This window comes from Chryseobacterium sp. MFBS3-17 (assembly GCF_020687745.1).
GTDB lineage: Bacteria > Bacteroidota > Bacteroidia > Flavobacteriales > Weeksellaceae > Marnyiella.
In genome coordinates, this window is the sequence record NZ_JAJEWK010000010.1 from 305027 (window position 1) to 321080 (window position 16054).

Annotated in this window: 7 protein-coding genes; 4 read left to right on the top strand and 3 right to left on the bottom strand. The window is 45.1% G+C overall.

Going from position 1 to position 16054, the window contains the following annotated elements; genetic code table 11:
• Nucleotides 1-5 precede the first annotated feature (5 nt).
• From pyrF to LKO26_RS09220, 3 genes are read right to left on the bottom strand one after another with little or no spacing between them, the layout of a single operon-like run.
• Nucleotides 6-1364, bottom strand: a complete 1359-nt coding sequence (gene pyrF, locus LKO26_RS09210; protein WP_227587562.1) for an orotidine-5'-phosphate decarboxylase — start codon at nucleotides 1362-1364, stop codon at nucleotides 6-8.
• A 43-nt stretch (nucleotides 1365-1407) separates the two neighbouring features.
• Entirely contained in the window at nucleotides 1408-2301 is an 894-nt protein-coding gene (locus LKO26_RS09215; protein WP_227587563.1) for a hypothetical protein, read from the bottom strand.
• Nucleotides 2302-2332: 31 nt separating this feature from the next.
• Nucleotides 2333-3136, bottom strand: coding sequence for a hypothetical protein (locus LKO26_RS09220; protein WP_227587564.1), 804 nt, complete (start codon nucleotides 3134-3136; stop codon nucleotides 2333-2335).
• Between the two features lie 282 nt (nucleotides 3137-3418).
• Between LKO26_RS09220 and LKO26_RS09225 the strand changes: the two genes are divergently transcribed.
• The 4 genes from LKO26_RS09225 (at nucleotide 3419) to LKO26_RS09240 (ending at nucleotide 15704) form a co-directional block, all read left to right on the top strand.
• Nucleotides 3419-4972 carry a serine hydrolase gene (locus LKO26_RS09225; protein ID WP_227587565.1) on the top strand — a complete coding sequence of 518 codons (1554 nt, stop codon included), beginning with the start codon at nucleotides 3419-3421 and terminating at the stop codon, nucleotides 4970-4972.
• A 115-nt stretch (nucleotides 4973-5087) separates the two neighbouring features.
• The gene (locus LKO26_RS09230; RefSeq protein WP_227587566.1) at nucleotides 5088-6590 is read left to right on the top strand and encodes a carbon-nitrogen hydrolase family protein; all 1503 of its coding nucleotides are present in this window, start codon (nucleotides 5088-5090) and stop codon (nucleotides 6588-6590) included.
• Between the two features lie 351 nt (nucleotides 6591-6941).
• The gene (locus LKO26_RS09235; protein WP_227587567.1) at nucleotides 6942-11810 is read left to right on the top strand and encodes a hypothetical protein; all 4869 of its coding nucleotides are present in this window, start codon (nucleotides 6942-6944) and stop codon (nucleotides 11808-11810) included.
• A 21-nt stretch (nucleotides 11811-11831) separates the two neighbouring features.
• Entirely contained in the window at nucleotides 11832-15704 is a 3873-nt protein-coding gene (locus tag LKO26_RS09240; RefSeq protein WP_227587568.1) for a hypothetical protein, read from the top strand.
• Nucleotides 15705-16054 lie beyond the last annotated feature (350 nt).

Sequence of the window (16054 nt, forward strand, 5' to 3'; positions counted from 1 at the left end):
AATTTTTATAAACTGGCAAGGTAGGCATTCCAGCCTGCAATTTTGTAGTTCAGCGCCGCCGTTTCCGGATTGTCTGCTTTATAAATTCCACGTCCCACAATCATGAAGTCTGTTTTTATTTTACTAAAAACATGCTCTGGGGTGTTGTATTGTTGTCCTTTTCCGTCTCCGGCATCTGCCAGATTCACGCCCGGTGTAAAAAGCAAAAGTTCTTCCGGCACTTCGTGCTGAGAAACTCCACCGATGACATTGGGATGAGAAACCGCCACTTTCAGTGCTTCTTCCTGGTAATTTTTATCGGTCAGTGTACCTTTGGAAGACATACTTACAATGGCGACTACCCCTACATTCCGGAAACAATCCAGAGAATCATAACCGCCAATAACGTGCGAAGTTACGAAGTCTGCCCAGTTCGAAATCTTGTAGCTGCCATAGGTAAACTGCAGTTCCTGGGTATTTCCGATGTCTGCAAACTTCCGGTCTTCCATGAGCAGGAAGTTGTGTTTTGCAGCCAGATCTTTGAGCGGAAGAATGGTAGCATCCGGGTCAAAGTCGGTCAGAATATCGATATGCGTTTTCAGTGCCACAATGTGCGGACCTACCTCATCTGCCAGCTTCAGCAGTTCGGCGGTGGTCATCACATCTGCAGATGCAATGAGGTTTGAATTTTTCTCAATGGCAATTTCCAGAAGTCTGGTTTTCACAGAGTGATCAGAGCATTCCAGTTTCTGCTCATAAGATAGTCTTTTTTCTTCTTTAAACTGAACCACATTTCCGTTCAGAAAATCCTGAATCCGCTTTACTTCCTCATCATCCAGATAGCCCTCTTCCTTCAATATTACACAAACTTCAGAAATGGTAAACAGTGTATGCACGCGGTACCCTTTGTTTTCCAGCATTTCCCTGCCGCCCTGCTGCCTGTCCAGCACCACCACGATGTCAGAAACGGTAATTCCTTCATTTTCCACTTCGGGAATGGTTTCCAGCAGGGATTTTCCACTGGTAATCACATCCTCTACCAGCAGGCAGTTCTGGCCTTTGGTAAAGATTCCCTCAATCATTTTTTTGGTACCGTACTCTTTGGCTTCTTTTCTTTTGATGATAAGAGGCAGATAACTTTCCAGTGACATGGCAGTAGCCATGGGCAGCGCCGCATAAGGCACCCCGCAGATCAGATCAAAATTATCCAGCGGAAGCATTTCCAGCAAATAATTGGCGAGATGCTTTAAAATTTTAGGGTCTGATGCCAGAGGCCGTAAGTCCACATAAAAGGGACTTTCAATACCACTTTTCAGGGTGAATTTACCAAATTTAATGATGCCGAGTTCATAGCACTCCAGAAAAAACGCTCTCTTACTTTCCATTTACTTTTTACTTTGCACAAAGTTACATTTTTAAGCGTAATTCTTACCAATACGAATATTCAAAAGTATAAACGGTGGTCTTTTTTCCGGTGGTTTTTTCTATTTTCTCATATAATCCGTTTTCCTGATACCGGAATGTCCAGCGAGTGGTCTTGTGGTTTCGCATATCCTGAAACTCGCGGGATTCCAGTGTACCATTCACGTATTTAAAGACCGTAGTATAATGGAGCTTTCCGTTTACAAAAGTGTGATGTTCTATCCTTTTGCGGTCTTTATTATAGCCAAAAACGTCTTCGAAACCTTTTCTTGTCCTGCGGATGAGCAATCCATCCTGATATTCATTTTCTACACCTGCCGAGGGCATTGACAGGTAATAACCGCTCTCCCGCTTTTCTCTTTCGGTTTGTACAGAATCCACTTTGGAAGACTTGTTTTTTATTCTGGAAGACACCAGGCGGGGACGTTCTTTACGCAGTCTGATGATTTGTTTATGCTGTAACATGGCCGAGCTGTCTTTAATGTGCTTCACCTGTTTCAGATAAGAATTCCGGCCATAATCATCCGGATGCGGCGCTGGATTGGCATTGATAAAGTCTTTTACCGAATAATCGGTACTGATATTCCGGTTCACCATAAATCCGCTGCCGGAAGTAGCCAGGAAAACTGTCACGGTATCTCCTTTTCGGATAAAATATCGTGCTTCAAATTCATTCGGCTTATGCACTGCGGCCTGGTAATAAAAAGAAGTGACACCTTCTGGGGTGCACTGCCTCCGGCCACTTTCCCTACCGTCCTGCAGCAGCCGGACTTCCTTCAGTCCCGGAGTATCACGGCAAGAGGCCATCAGCGAAAACAAATGAGATCCTTGCTGAGCCATACCCGGCGCCCAAGAAAGCATCATTAAAAAGCATAAAAAATAATCCCGTACAATTTTCATAAGTTGCGTTTTAAAAATTTGAATCACTTCATCACCACCAGGCATAATCAAATTGCAGCACCGTTTTCTTTCTGCCTTCCGTTTTTTCAATTCTCTGGAATCTTCCGTCTGGATGATATGTGAAATTCCAGCTGACTCTTTTTTTGTTCTGCACATTCTGAAACTCGCGGTATGCCGGCAGACCGTTTTCATACCTGATGCTTGTAGCATAATGAAGTTTGTCGCCGGAATAGGAATTCAGTTCAATCAGTTTTCCGTCGCCGTTATAACCATATAAATTATCGTAACTGCCGTTTTCAAAACGAATCAGTTTATCATCTTTGTATTCCCTGTTAAATCCAGCGCTGGAACCATCAGTGCGGGTCAGCCCGGTCTTCCGGGGACTGCTTCCTTCCGCTGTTCCAAAACCCCACAAGGATCCATCTTTAAACTGGTAGGACTGCACTGTTCCGCCGGGCTTTTTAAGATCAGACTGGATTAAAGCAGGAGTAAGTGCAAGGGTTTTCCGAACATCTTTATGGTTGATGAGCGATGAACTGTCCCGCAGGTGACGAACCTTTTTCAGCATGGCATTGCGGCTCAATTCTGAATGCGGAACCTGCGAGTAATAATTGTGATAATATTTTACCATATTCGGAGTTTCCACAACGCGAACCACTAAAAATCCGGCGCGGGATGATGCGGAAATATGCCGTACCGTATCACCCGACGGGGCAGTGTAAGCGGCCTGGAAATCTTCACCGTCGTTAATTTTATCATGATAGTAAAAGCGCAGGCTGCCATCTTTATCGCACTGCCAGAGTCCGTGCAGCACACCATCTTTTAATATTTTCACTTCCCGGATTTCTCCACTGCATCTGGGGACAACAGACCAATGGTGAAGCGATTTCTGGGCAAACACACCCGCATGGATTGTCAGAAATACGGCCATCCCACATCTGAAAAAAATATTTTTATTCATCCTAAATTATAAAATAAATAATATCATTCTGATCACCGATTTTGGGGAGAAGAAGCGTTTTCATAAAAATGCTTACTCAGGAACAACCGGCGAAGAAACATAATAGCTGTTTCATCAAAGTTAACCTTTTCATTATCTTTGAGAAAATTTTTTTATATGAAACATAAGTTTTCCTTCTTGCTGATTCTTTTCTCGGTGTTTACTTTTGCCCAGATTGACGAAAAGAAACTGGATAATTTGATTCTGAACACCCTCAAGACCTTTGATGTTCCAGGCATGTCCGTTGGAATTCTGAAAGATGGCAAAACGGTGTATTCAAAAGGATTTGGCACCGCATCGCTCACCACAAAGCGTGGTATGGACAGTGAAACGCTGGTAGGCATCGCATCCAATTCCAAAGGGTTTACCGCGGTGGCACTGGCGATTCTGGCAGATGAAGGCAAACTGAACTGGGACGATAAGGTTACAAAATTCATCCCCGAATTCAAAATGTATGATGCCTATGCCTCCCAGGAAGTGACAGTGAAGGATCTCATTACCCACCGCGCAGGTCTGGGTCTGGGGCAGGGCGATCTGATGTTCTTTCCCGAAGGCGGCACCCTCACCATTCAGGATATCGTACATCATGTGCGCTATCTGAAACCAGAAAACAGTTTCAGGAACACCATGGATTATAACAATATCATGTTCATTGTGGCCGGTGAAGTCATCACCCGTATTTCCGGACTGAGCTGGGCAGAATTCATTGAACAGAAAATCATGAAACCCGTAGGGATGACCCGCAGTTTTGGCAGCTACAACCGTGCAAAAGCAGCGGGCGTTACCAATATAATAGATGCCCACGCACCGGCAGAAGGGAAAATTGTACAAATTCCTCATGACTGGAATGAAACTGCCAATGCAGCCGGCGGCATCATCTCCAACATTAGCGATATGCTGATCTGGGCAGACTGTCTCATGAACGGTTTCACTACCAAAGACGGCAAAAAACTAGTCTCCGATAAGCAAATTCAGCAGCTGTGGCAAATTCAGCAGCCGGCGCCGGTGGCCCTGAAAAATCCGTTTGACACTCAGCATTACGGGTATGGACTCGGATGGTTCATCAGTGATGTGAAGGGACATAAACAAGTGCAGCATTCCGGTGGATTACTGGGAACCGTGACGCTGTTTACGCTGATTCCGGATCTGAAACTGGGCATTGTGGTGCTCACCAATCAGCAGAGCGGGGCAGCGTTCAGCACCATTACCAATACGGTAAAAGATGCCTATCTGGGCATTGCTGACCGCAACTGGCTGAAAACCTACAGCGAACGGATGGCCAAACTGCATTCAGATTATGACCAGGAAAAGAAAGATGTCTATGAAAAAGCTGCGAACTTTGCCAAAAATAAAGCGATGCATCCGCGCGCGGAGCAGTTCACCGGGATTTACAAAGATGCCTGGTTTGGGGAAGTGGAAATCTCTGAACAGGGAAAAAACTACCGCATATTCTGCAAAACATCACCCAGACTTCGGGGGACCCTCATTCCCTATTCGCACAACACTTTCATTGCCAAATGGGATGACCGCAGCTATGATGCTGATGCGTTTGTTGTTTTCCAATATGATGAAACGGGACAAGCCACTTCGGCTACTATGAAACCCATTTCCGGCATCACCGACTTCAGCTTTGACTTTGATGATCTGGATCTGAGAAAAACGAAGCCATAAAAAATCACGCTGCAGTGCTTCCCCAATCAAAAACAGGCTTCCATTAAACCAAATTCAGTTCAGCATTTCTGTTTAAAAGCCATACCATTCATTCTTCTACTAAAAAACAAATACGATGCAAGTTACCGTAAGACCCCTGAGAATTGAAGACTACGAAGACCTTAAAGTTTCCATGATAGAAGCCTATGACGGCATGGGCGGCGTATGGCGCAAAGCGAATATACAAAAGCTTTTACAACTCTTTCCTGAAGGCCAGCTTTGTGTGGTGGTAGATGACCGTGTGGTAGCCTGCGCATTATCCCTGATTGTAGAATATAAACTCTTCGGAGATGAACATACCTACGAAGAAATCACGGGCAACTATACCTTTGACACCCATAATGATGATGGCAATGTACTTTACGGCATTGAGGTTTTTGTGCATCCCGATTATCGCACTTTGCGGCTTGCTCGCAGGCTGTATGATGCCCGCAAAGAGCTATGCGAACGCCTGAACTTGAAAGAAATAAAAGTAGGTGGCCGCATACCCAACTATCACCTGTACAGTGATGAACTGAGTCCGCGTGAGTACATTAACAAAGTTAAAAGCAAGGAAATCTATGATCCTGTCCTCACGTTTCAGTTGTCCAACGATTTTCACGTGGTGAAGGTTCTCACCAATTACCTAATAGGAGATACCGAGTCACAGGAATTCGCCGTACTTCTGGAGTGGAGCAATATCTATTATTCGCGCAAAAGAAATGCAATGCGGGACAGCATCATCCGGCTGGGACTGGTACAATGGCAAATGCGGCATTTTAAAAACCTGGAGGATTTCTACGCACAGATCGAATTTTTTGTGGATACGCTCAGCGCCTATCAGTCTGACTTTGCACTCTTCCCCGAGTTTTTCAACTCGCCGCTCCTTGCAGAATACAATCATCTGGACACGCGCGAAGCGATGCGGAGCCTGGCTGTGAAAACAGATGAAATTGTACGCAAAATCTCTGAACTGGCCATTGCCTACAATGTGAATATCATTGCCGGAACGCTCCCGGTGGTAGAAGATGAACTGCTGTACAACGTGTCCTACCTTTGCCATCGTGACGGCCGCACGAGTGAGTTCAGAAAAATACACATCACGCCCAACGAAACACGGTATTATGGCATGACAGGTGGCGATAAAATAGCGGTCATCAATACCGACTGCGGCAAAATCGGGATTCTGGTATGTTATGATGTAGAATTCCCGGAACTCTCAAGGCTACTGGCTTTGGAAGGGATGAAAATTTTGTTTGTACCCTACCTTACCGATACACAAAATGCTTATACGCGGGTGCGCAACTGCTCCATGGCGCGTGCCATAGAAAATGAATGTTATGTGGCCATTGCGGGCTGTGTGGGCAATCTGCCGGGCGTTAATAATATGGACATTCAGTTCGGGCAGGCGGCAGTTTTCACTCCCTCAGACTTTGCATTTCCTACCAATGCTGTAAAAGCAGAAGCCACGCCCAATACCGAGATGACGCTGATTGTGGATGTGGACCTGACCATGCTGAAAGAACTGCATCATTACGGGTCGGTACGCATCATGAAAGACCGCCGTACCGATTTGTATGAGGTGCGGAAACTGCGGTAACTAAGAGCGGCATATATTATACTTTTGCCCATGATTATGCTCTGACCCCTACACGAGTGGGCAGAGCAGGGTAAAAAATGCACTGTTGTAAAATCCTCTAACATCCCGTCTAAAGCCATCTTAGTTAACTTATACCATCATTATTTATTCAACGTTTAATGACTTTAATTAAATTTTTCATACTTTTTAATCAACATATTTAGAAAATACATAACTTTGCACAGCAATGCATAGTACGTATGCAAATTCAGGGCTTTGAATATCACAGGCGCCAACTTGAGTGAAAGAAATTGGCCATAAAAGGTTCTTTCACAAAACCTAAAAACTAAATAACCACCAAAACCCATCACAATGCCCGATTTGTCTAAATCAGCAATGGATTTGTTACAGAATCTGGATATGGAATCTGCGCAACGAATCCGGCCAAAGCATCTGGAATCCCTCATTGACACACTGCAAAAATCCTACATTCCCGAGAAAAATACTGCGCCGCTTATTATAAAAAGCGATGGAGACAATGCCAGAATGCGCAATATACTGAAACTTCGTAAACTCCGGGAAATACCACTCTCCCAGGCTCCAGTCCCGGAATTTGAGGTAGAAACAAAAATCCAGCAAGGTTCCCTTCTTACTTCCCTTGCAGATCTGAATGCGCGCTTTACCCTTCCCGAAAAAACCATTGGTCCGTTCAGCAATTTGGACGGTCTGGACGTTGTGTATAATTTCTACCGGTATATTGACGATTTCAAAATACTTTTTCCCGGTGAAACACAAGCGGCCATGCTGATACCGGTACGCCTGCAACGCATTGTGATGCCCAACTCCCGGCTCAGCACCCTTACCCTCATTAAGGGAAACGTATGGTTACGTGCTGACCTGTTGGATCCCGCTGCACCCAAAGAAAAATACGTTGGCTTGCGAATTAACGGAGGCAGTATAAAACTGGGCGGCAGCTTTACATCAGCCGGCAATTCCGTACAAATTCCCAAAAATTCGGTTCTGGAATGTGATTTCCAGGCAGACAATACTTACCAGCCGGAAAATACGGAACCGCTGGGCAAAGACGGAAAAAACTCAATTTTCACCCCTACTCCTTTTCTGAAACTGAAATCTGTGAACTCCCGGCTCCGGGTCACCGGAACCGGAGACTTTTATGGGAAAACTTTAGAACAGGAAATACAGCTCAGTTCCCGCGACACAACTTTTGACTGGGATTCGGGAAACGCGCAGATGGAGCTGGTACTCAGTACTGCCACCCAAAATTTCTCGGTGAGAAATTCTGAATCAGAATTATATACGCTGCAAGGACACTGCCGGATTCTGAGCACGCGCTGGTTACTGCCCAGCCGTACCCTGCAGCAAAACAAAAGTGTGGAAGTAGCCGCAAACGGCGCGTTGGGAATAAAACTCAGTACGGGACTGTTGTGCACATGGGATGGAATTCGCAGTGCAGAATTCCCCGTAGAAATCAATGAATGTGGACTGCTTTTTATGACCGGGATGCTGCTGATCCGTGCTCAGGGAGCAGACCTGCAAATGATGCACGACCATCTGAAACTTTGGCAGAAATCTGCCGAGCGACCAGACTTTATGGAGCTACAGGCGAGTTTTGGCGAGTACGGTGCACTGGTAATTACCTCCCAGACCAACGTTGCGGATATGGTGACTGCCCATGCTGATACAAAATTTTTTATTGACAAGCCTTTGCGTGCAGACAACCGCCCCGTGCACCCGGAAACCAAAAAAAGTGTTTATGCAAAAGGACATTCGCAATCCGGAAAAATAATCATGATAGCAGACAGTGATCTGCTTACAGAAGACCAGATTCCCGGAGCGAATCAGCCGCTCAGAAAATTACAGTTTGCTCTGGAGAATGCATACATCACCACTACAGAAGAAAAGGCGCTGCTGCTGAACGCAAAATACAATGATCAGAACCTGATTTACGATGGCTCGCTGCTTTTGCAGTATGGCATTTACCATGTGCTGCCCACCCTTCCGCATCCATACACTTCAAATCGTTATCTGCACGAAAGAAACAGAGCGCAACATCCTTCCGGCACGTTCCAGGCCATTATATCCTGGAGCACCGGCAATGACCTCACCCTTGCTCAGGTAGTTTTTAAGATGAACAAGCTGTTCAGTGATGAAAGTCTGATGGTAAATACCGAAAATACATCTCAGAGCAAAAGACATCGGGCACTCCAGATGAGCAACCGGTTTATGTTATTTGATGTAAGCACCGAATCTGATCACTGGGGTGTAGCCTTCTCCTTTGAGAACCGTGAAATTATGCGAAAACTCTATGCAGACGATGTGAACGTTACCGGTGAAAATGTAGTCACCATTAATAAAAATTACCTGCAAACTCCCATGGGTTTCATGCACGGACTTACGCTGCCACACATCAGCTGGGAGCCAGTACTGAACATTACGCCACCGGCAGTTCCCGTAGATCCGCCACTGGGCATTCTGCAGCAAAATAATAACAATATCCCTACGGTATTCTCTCAGCTGTACAATAAGGTGGTACGGATTCATCCGCAAGATTTTATGCAAAATTTCCGGTTCAGCCTGAAGACTCCCAGTGAAGAAACCAAGCAGCTGCAATCTAAAATTTTATTTACGCTGCCGAATGGAAAACTCTCAGTAGTCTCCCTGAATCCCTACCAGCAGGAGCAGATGCATCAAAAAAATCACCTGGAGTTCATCATGCCAAAATTTGAACACCAAAATCAAAGTATTCAGGGCAGTATTCAGTTCAGGATAGCCGCTTATAAAGACAACAACCCCGACAAACCGCCACGGTTGCGGGGCAGAACCGAACAACTCCGCAATCTCACAGATTTTGACAACATCAGTATTCTGGGTGAAACCGTGACCAATATTTTTAATAATGTCTTCGGCCAGCAAAATGAAGTGGATGTGGGAGTTCCCATTACGCATATTGATTTTTCGGGATATGGAGCCAGTACTTTCAGCAACTGGAAAAACCCAACGGCAAAATTCGCCACCATAGCACAAGCAAAATTTGATGTGTTAAAAGGACGTACCGCACACGAACTGGTACAAGCAGTAAGCGTCATTTACCCATGGGGCATCTGTACCACCAGAACAGTGACTTTTCTGCGCAATAATAATGCGGTCATCTTCCGCGAAGACAGCGGCTGGGTAGCCAAGAGCGACGGATTGTTTGATTTCAGTTTTCACTGGCCCAATAACAATACCACAGATTTCTACCAAAACCTTTATGACATCTATCCGGGGCTTGTGCAGGGATTACATGATGTGACCAACATCCGGGAAGATTATAATGATCTCATCAAAGGCAGCTACACCCGGCAAAACGGAGATTACTATGTGAATAAAAATAACAATAACAGTCTGGAGACGAATACTGCGGGAACCACAGCGTATGAATTTGTGGCGGTATATTTTGATGCGAATGTAAAGCTGGACCCTCTGGATAAAGAAGTCACCGGCAAGCGGTTCAAAGGGTATTTACAAGTAAAACCCGAAGGTGTGCCCGTACCTGCAAGAATACTGAAGGACATTTTGAACAAAAGCCAAAACCCGGTAAGCGGAGACATAGACACCCTGCTGCCGGTGGAAAGAAGCCTGCAGAAATTTAAAAGCAACGCAGTGGAAGTCAATGCTTCTTACCAGAATGACAGTACTGCAGCCATTACATTCGTAGCCTCTGTGAAAGGTTCTGTGATCCTGCCTCCGGATGGAAGCTGGAGTGTAGTTGAAGTAGATAAAGGCAGCGGCACGGTACAAAATCTGAAAACCGGAACTACGGTAGGATTGGTAAAGGACGGCTTGAGACCAAAAAATCATGGAAATCCTTTCACATTAAATACTACCAAGACCTTACTCGCTTTCCCAGATGGCCTCAAGAATTCCGCGAGCAGTTTCAGTAAAACCTATGGCCTGCTTCAAAACACCGAGACGCAGAAATTATTACTGAATGCAGTACAATATGTGAAAGGACAACCGGAAAAATACACTTCGGATCCTGCTTTGCTGGCAGATAGTTTCAGATTGCTCAACTCTAAGGGACCTTTCCCGAACCTGAGCGAAGCGATTACCATAGACAATGCAGCACAAACGGTAATGGATCTTTTGCCGGAAGGAGATGTAAGCGCAGGTATAAAGAAAATATTCAGTTACGAAGTTCCTCCAGAATTCTTCTACGATATAGTGGGAGAAAAAGGAGATGCATTTCGGATTTATATTAAGTATACTGCGATTGACGAAAACGGAGATTCCACTGAAAAATCCATCATTAAATATGTAACTGATTCTGCCTCAGAGGACCGGTGGAGCAATCAGATGCATCACCTCACTGTAGGAGTAGACCTGGTTTTCGCACCCATTATGTTTATCTCCGGAGACTTTGGCAATGGTAAAAAAATCAGTGCAGGTCTGAATTCGGGAAGCAGTCCCCAACTGAAACTCTGCAAGGAACTTCAGACCATTTACGATATTCTGGAATTTCTAAATAATCTGGATCCTACACAACCCTCCGAAGCCGTAAAGAAAGCGCTAAAAATTGTGATGAGCAATTCGGCAGACAGTTGGGAATACAAGTTTAAAGCAGATAAAGAGATTCCGCTGGTTAAATTTCCATTTGATCCGGTAAATTATAATTCGCCCACCACTCCGCTGAAACTGGATGCTTTTTTCCGACTGGGTGTTTATTTTAACCAACCCATCAAGATTCCAAATACCATAGACCAGATTAAACCCTCTGTAGGCGCCTATCTGGAGCTGGGTGCAGACTTAAGGGTGATGTGCATGAGTGTAGCGGCAGCCACGATTTACGCCGTGGGCCGTGCAGAAGTTGGGCTGGCAGCAGATCTCAATACACCACCCACCCTTTATTTCAAATTTGGATTCGGGGTTGAGCTGGCGGTAGGACTTCCCGTCATCGGCTCGGTGGCCGTGATGTTCATGGTAGGTGTGGATATTAAAATCAACAATATCGATGTAATAGTAGGCGCATTCATTTACTTCCGGGGACGGGTAGAAATTTTTGGAGGCATTGTCACCATTACCATTTCCATAGAAGCGGCCGGACAAATACATAAGAAAACTGATCCCAACCAGCCCACCAATTGTATCGCCCGGTGTACATTTGCTCTGGACATTTCCATTGCATTTGTGATCAACATCAACTTTACCGAAACCTGGGAAGAAACCAGACAAATCAGTTAACCCTCCTAAAAACCGAAAATCATGGAACCTCTGTACAGCATACTTACTTTTCCACAGGAATATACCGCGGGCCAGCTTTATTTTAATATCATGGTCTTACCCCGAAATATCAATTTACTGAAGGAAATAAGCCCGGATATTCCCGCCTTTGCGGACATCAGTTTTCAAATGGAGACCAAAATCATCAGTGAAGCAGACGGACTTCCCATTTTTTCTGCAGCAAATGTGACGCAAACACCCGAAATACTTTCTGCCGCATCAGATAAAAGAGCCGTCCTGACTGAAATCATACAGCAGGTGCAACAAAATGATGGTTTACAAGTTACTGAAGACAAAATCCTGAATAAAGACCAGGGTGCAGCACAACAAATACAGCAATTCGCTGCAAAAAATGTCTCTATCAAAAAATATTTGCCTGAATCTTATCGGAGTTCATTCAATTTCACCAGTCCCAGAACCCGTTTTGCCATTACAGATGATGAATATGAATGCATCATTAAAAACAAAAACAAAAAAAATACCGACCCACTTACAGACCGCAATTATATTTCCTGGGGAAAACTGATGGCCTTCATCCTGCGGAATCCTCTCTTGGCAGAAAAGGCCGGTTTAATTCTGAAAGCTCGTGCTGCTGTAGAAGAATCAGATATGGAAAAAGGAAGTTGGATTTTTCACAATTTTGCTGCGGAAACCAGTTATGAAAACATCCATACAGCAATCTACGCAGCACGGCTTCCCGCATTGAAGGAGGACCGTAAACTCTTTGCGCCGGTTTTGTTTCCGGTGCGGGAAAACCCTTTGAACAATATGACCTATGATGCCGTCATGCAGGAGTCTATTTTGTATAACGACGGATTTGCCAAGATTGTACATGCCAACCAGCCGGTAAATCAGGATTTGCTTCAGGAAAAAGATGCGTCTAATCCGCCGGTAATGGACATCGGGCTGAGACTCGGCTGGGACGATGAGCAACTGATTATCTGGGGAAACAGGCAGCTGCGGCAGAAAGATGAACTGACCGAGCAGCAAATTGATGCACCTCTGGGTGTTTTCGGATATAAAACAGATATCCGCAAAAGCGGAGATACCCGCTGGTTTTCACAAAATCAGATTATCGCCAATCAGAATATGATGATAGCCGGGGAAACCATGGTCCCGGCAGGCACTCCTTTCGAACTGCCCACGGAAGTGCACCCTACGTCACATGGAAACACGCTGGAAGAAGGCTTTTGGCTCCCCATGTACTTTGCATCGTGGAATGGTAAATGTATGGTAATTCCGGACAAAGACTCAGAAGAAATCTATCATCTGACCAGATCCAGAATTCCCGTTCAAAAAGCAGGACCCGGGAACGCTATAAACATTCGCCCGAAAACCACATTTCATCCTTACCGGCAGGATGAAAATCATCAGATGAAATTGTTATATGGTACCGATTACCAATTCCGAATCCGCCTGACGGACCTCTCAGGAGGCGGCCCCGGTTTTGAAGACAATCCTTTGAACGGCGGCCAGCGACCAATAGCTGATGTGCATTTCCGAAGAAATGTGAAAGCAGGCAAACTTCTGATTGATAATATCACCCGATTTCACAATTTGCAAAACATTTCACTGGTGAGGGATCCCGGAAGGCTGGAAAATATTCTTGGAAATTCGGAAGTTTTAAAAATTAAACGACCGCTGCTTACGTACCCGGCAGTAGCCTATACCGGAAAATACAGCAATGCTGCAGATTTACTGAAACAAAAGATTGACAATCTTCCCCAGCCGGAAAATTCAGAAAGCAGAACTCAGCACACCGTAGGACTCCCCGATCCGGATGTGAAAAGTTTTAAAGTGCTGGTAGAAGTGAAATCACTGGAAATGGATAATGTCCGCTCCCAAAACGGAAGAGAATCCTATTTTCCGTGGAAAGAAAAAATATTTGCCATTCCATTTGATGCTGCTACTGAAAATTACGACCTGGCGGCTGAAATACATATTATTTATCAGGACATCGCTATTCTGACGCCGTCAGATGATGATGGTGAAGCCGACCTGATTCTGCCCACTTCCCGGGAATGCCGTCTGACTTTTACCCCTCTGGTAGAAGGCGCAGATACACATGCAGATTACGCAGCACCATTTGTAAGAGAAGGCATGTCTCTGCAGCTCACCTCATTCAAGGCTGCTTCTGATGAAAGAAATCTGCTCTCACCCATCAGCGGGGGACTTCGTGCATTCTATCTTCAGCCGGAATATCAACCAGAACTATCGGCAATCGCCAAGCATAAACTTGATATCGTAAAAGTTTCTGTTGCATCCACTTCAGTAGAACTGCAAAGACTGAGTGACGCGCTGAATTTAACGGTGCACAACCTGACCCTGGCGGGACAAAAAGGCCAAAGAGTACAGTTCGGCGTGAGTCACGAAATAAGGCATTCTTTGGCACCGGATTCCGGCTCAGTGACATTGTCCAGTACAAAAGAGTTATTCAATCGCTGGTTGGTCGCTATAGATTTCAGTTTGCTGCGGGACTGGAGTTGGAACGCTCTGCAAGAGGACAGTTTTACAATTTTCAGAACCATAAACCTGCCCGGAGAGAAGGAACAGGAAGCAGGAAGCATCAGCATCAAAGATGTCGCTGCTATTCCTATGCTTCAGAATCCGGACCGCCAGCAGAGCAGAATATTATTTCTGGACAGCATAGATCCTGATAAATATATGCAGAACCACCCACGGGAATTATCTGCAACCTATAGAATTGAAGTGCATTTCAAGTCAGATTTCGAATCTACAGTCAGGGATCAGTACGAAACCATGCAGATAGATCTGCCGGTTACCAACATACCCCATCAGATTCCTAAAATGGTTTCTGCCGGCGTTGCTATGAGTCCATACCAATATGACGAGGAACATTACCGGTTTTCTGAAGAAAGACAAAAATACATCTGGTTTGAATTTGATGAACCACCAAAAGATCCTGATGATACCTACTATGCACGGGTTCTTGCGTATGCACCAGATCCCTACCTGTGCCGTGTAGATGCAGAATTACTCACAAAAATAAGCGAAGACCTTCCCTGGAGGCTTAATCCGGAAAAGATACGCGAAATCATACCGGGCATGACCAATGATTTTGCCGGCATGGGAATCATGCAGGAACTGATACCTGAAAGCAAATCGAAAACCAGAACCTACCTTCTTCCACTACCTGAAGGACTGCACGCAGACAGTGATGAACTTACCGGATTCTTTACATACGAAATACGTATCGGTCATAAAAAAGAAATATGGAGCACAGCACAGGGACGTTATGGCCGGCCACTCAGGGTAAACGGAGTCCAGCATCCAACCCCCGAACTGGTATGCAATGCGTACCGTACAGAAACCGAAGCGCCCGCCAAAAAAAAGCATATTCTTATAACGGCAACGCATGCCAATGCCGTTCTGAACGGGGAAAACATCACGGCGTTTCCTCCCAATACCTCCCTTTGGTATCTGCTCTACACCCAAGTCATGCAAGCCGACGGTTTATCATTCCGAAATGTACTGATTGATTCGGGACCAATGTTCTTTAAGCCAAAAAAATCTATTAATCAGAATATTGTGAAAAGAGATGGGGACCGTATAGGCATTGCTGAACTTTCCATTAAGGATATCGGTGATAAGCTACAGGAAATGGGTTTGCCCAGAAATAACAATTTAAGTGTTGTTGCAGTGGAGATGTTTCCGCTGACCAACAGTTGGCAGATGGACATCCGGCAAAGGAAAAATCCGGATGCAGAGCTGCTGGAAGAATATATAAAGAACCGGAACATAGTCAATCCGCTTACAGACTTGCTGGGACAATACAGAATCTACCGAAGTTCTAAACTGGTTCCAGTTTCAGAAGTATGCTGCGAAGATTGTTGACACCAGGACAGATGCGAATACTACACGAAGGATGAGTCATCCTCAAAAAGTAATAGTATATATCCTTTCCATTGTACAGAAACAAAAAACTGGCGGCTCCCGATAGCTATCGGGACTGCTCTCCCGCTTTTCAGTATCTGAAGCTTTGGGATGAGGATACTGCGGTTTATATGTGGCATCGCAATGGAAAAGTACACAGGCTCTGCTACTGAATTAATGCTTCGCCATGCTTGCAATGTATAGAAACAAAAAAAAATCCTTATCAAATGAATGATAAGGATTTTTAAAAAAACTGGCGGCGACCTACTCTCCCGCGTTAGCAGTACCATCGGCGCTAGAGGGCTTAACTT

What these genes read in the sequence shown, in the direction of transcription:
- LKO26_RS09235 (WP_227587567.1), top strand. Translation starts at nt 6,942, where the DNA reads ATGCCCGATTTGTCTAAATCAGCAATGGATTTGTTACAGAATCTGGAT.
- LKO26_RS09215 (WP_227587563.1), bottom strand. Translation starts at nt 2,301, where the DNA reads ATGAAAATTGTACGGGATTATTTTTTATGCTTTTTAATGATGCTTTCT.
- pyrF (WP_227587562.1), bottom strand. Translation starts at nt 1,364, where the DNA reads ATGGAAAGTAAGAGAGCGTTTTTTCTGGAGTGCTATGAACTCGGCATC.
- LKO26_RS09240 (WP_227587568.1), top strand. Translation starts at nt 11,832, where the DNA reads ATGGAACCTCTGTACAGCATACTTACTTTTCCACAGGAATATACCGCG.
- LKO26_RS09230 (WP_227587566.1), top strand. Translation starts at nt 5,088, where the DNA reads ATGCAAGTTACCGTAAGACCCCTGAGAATTGAAGACTACGAAGACCTT.
- LKO26_RS09225 (WP_227587565.1), top strand. Translation starts at nt 3,419, where the DNA reads ATGAAACATAAGTTTTCCTTCTTGCTGATTCTTTTCTCGGTGTTTACT.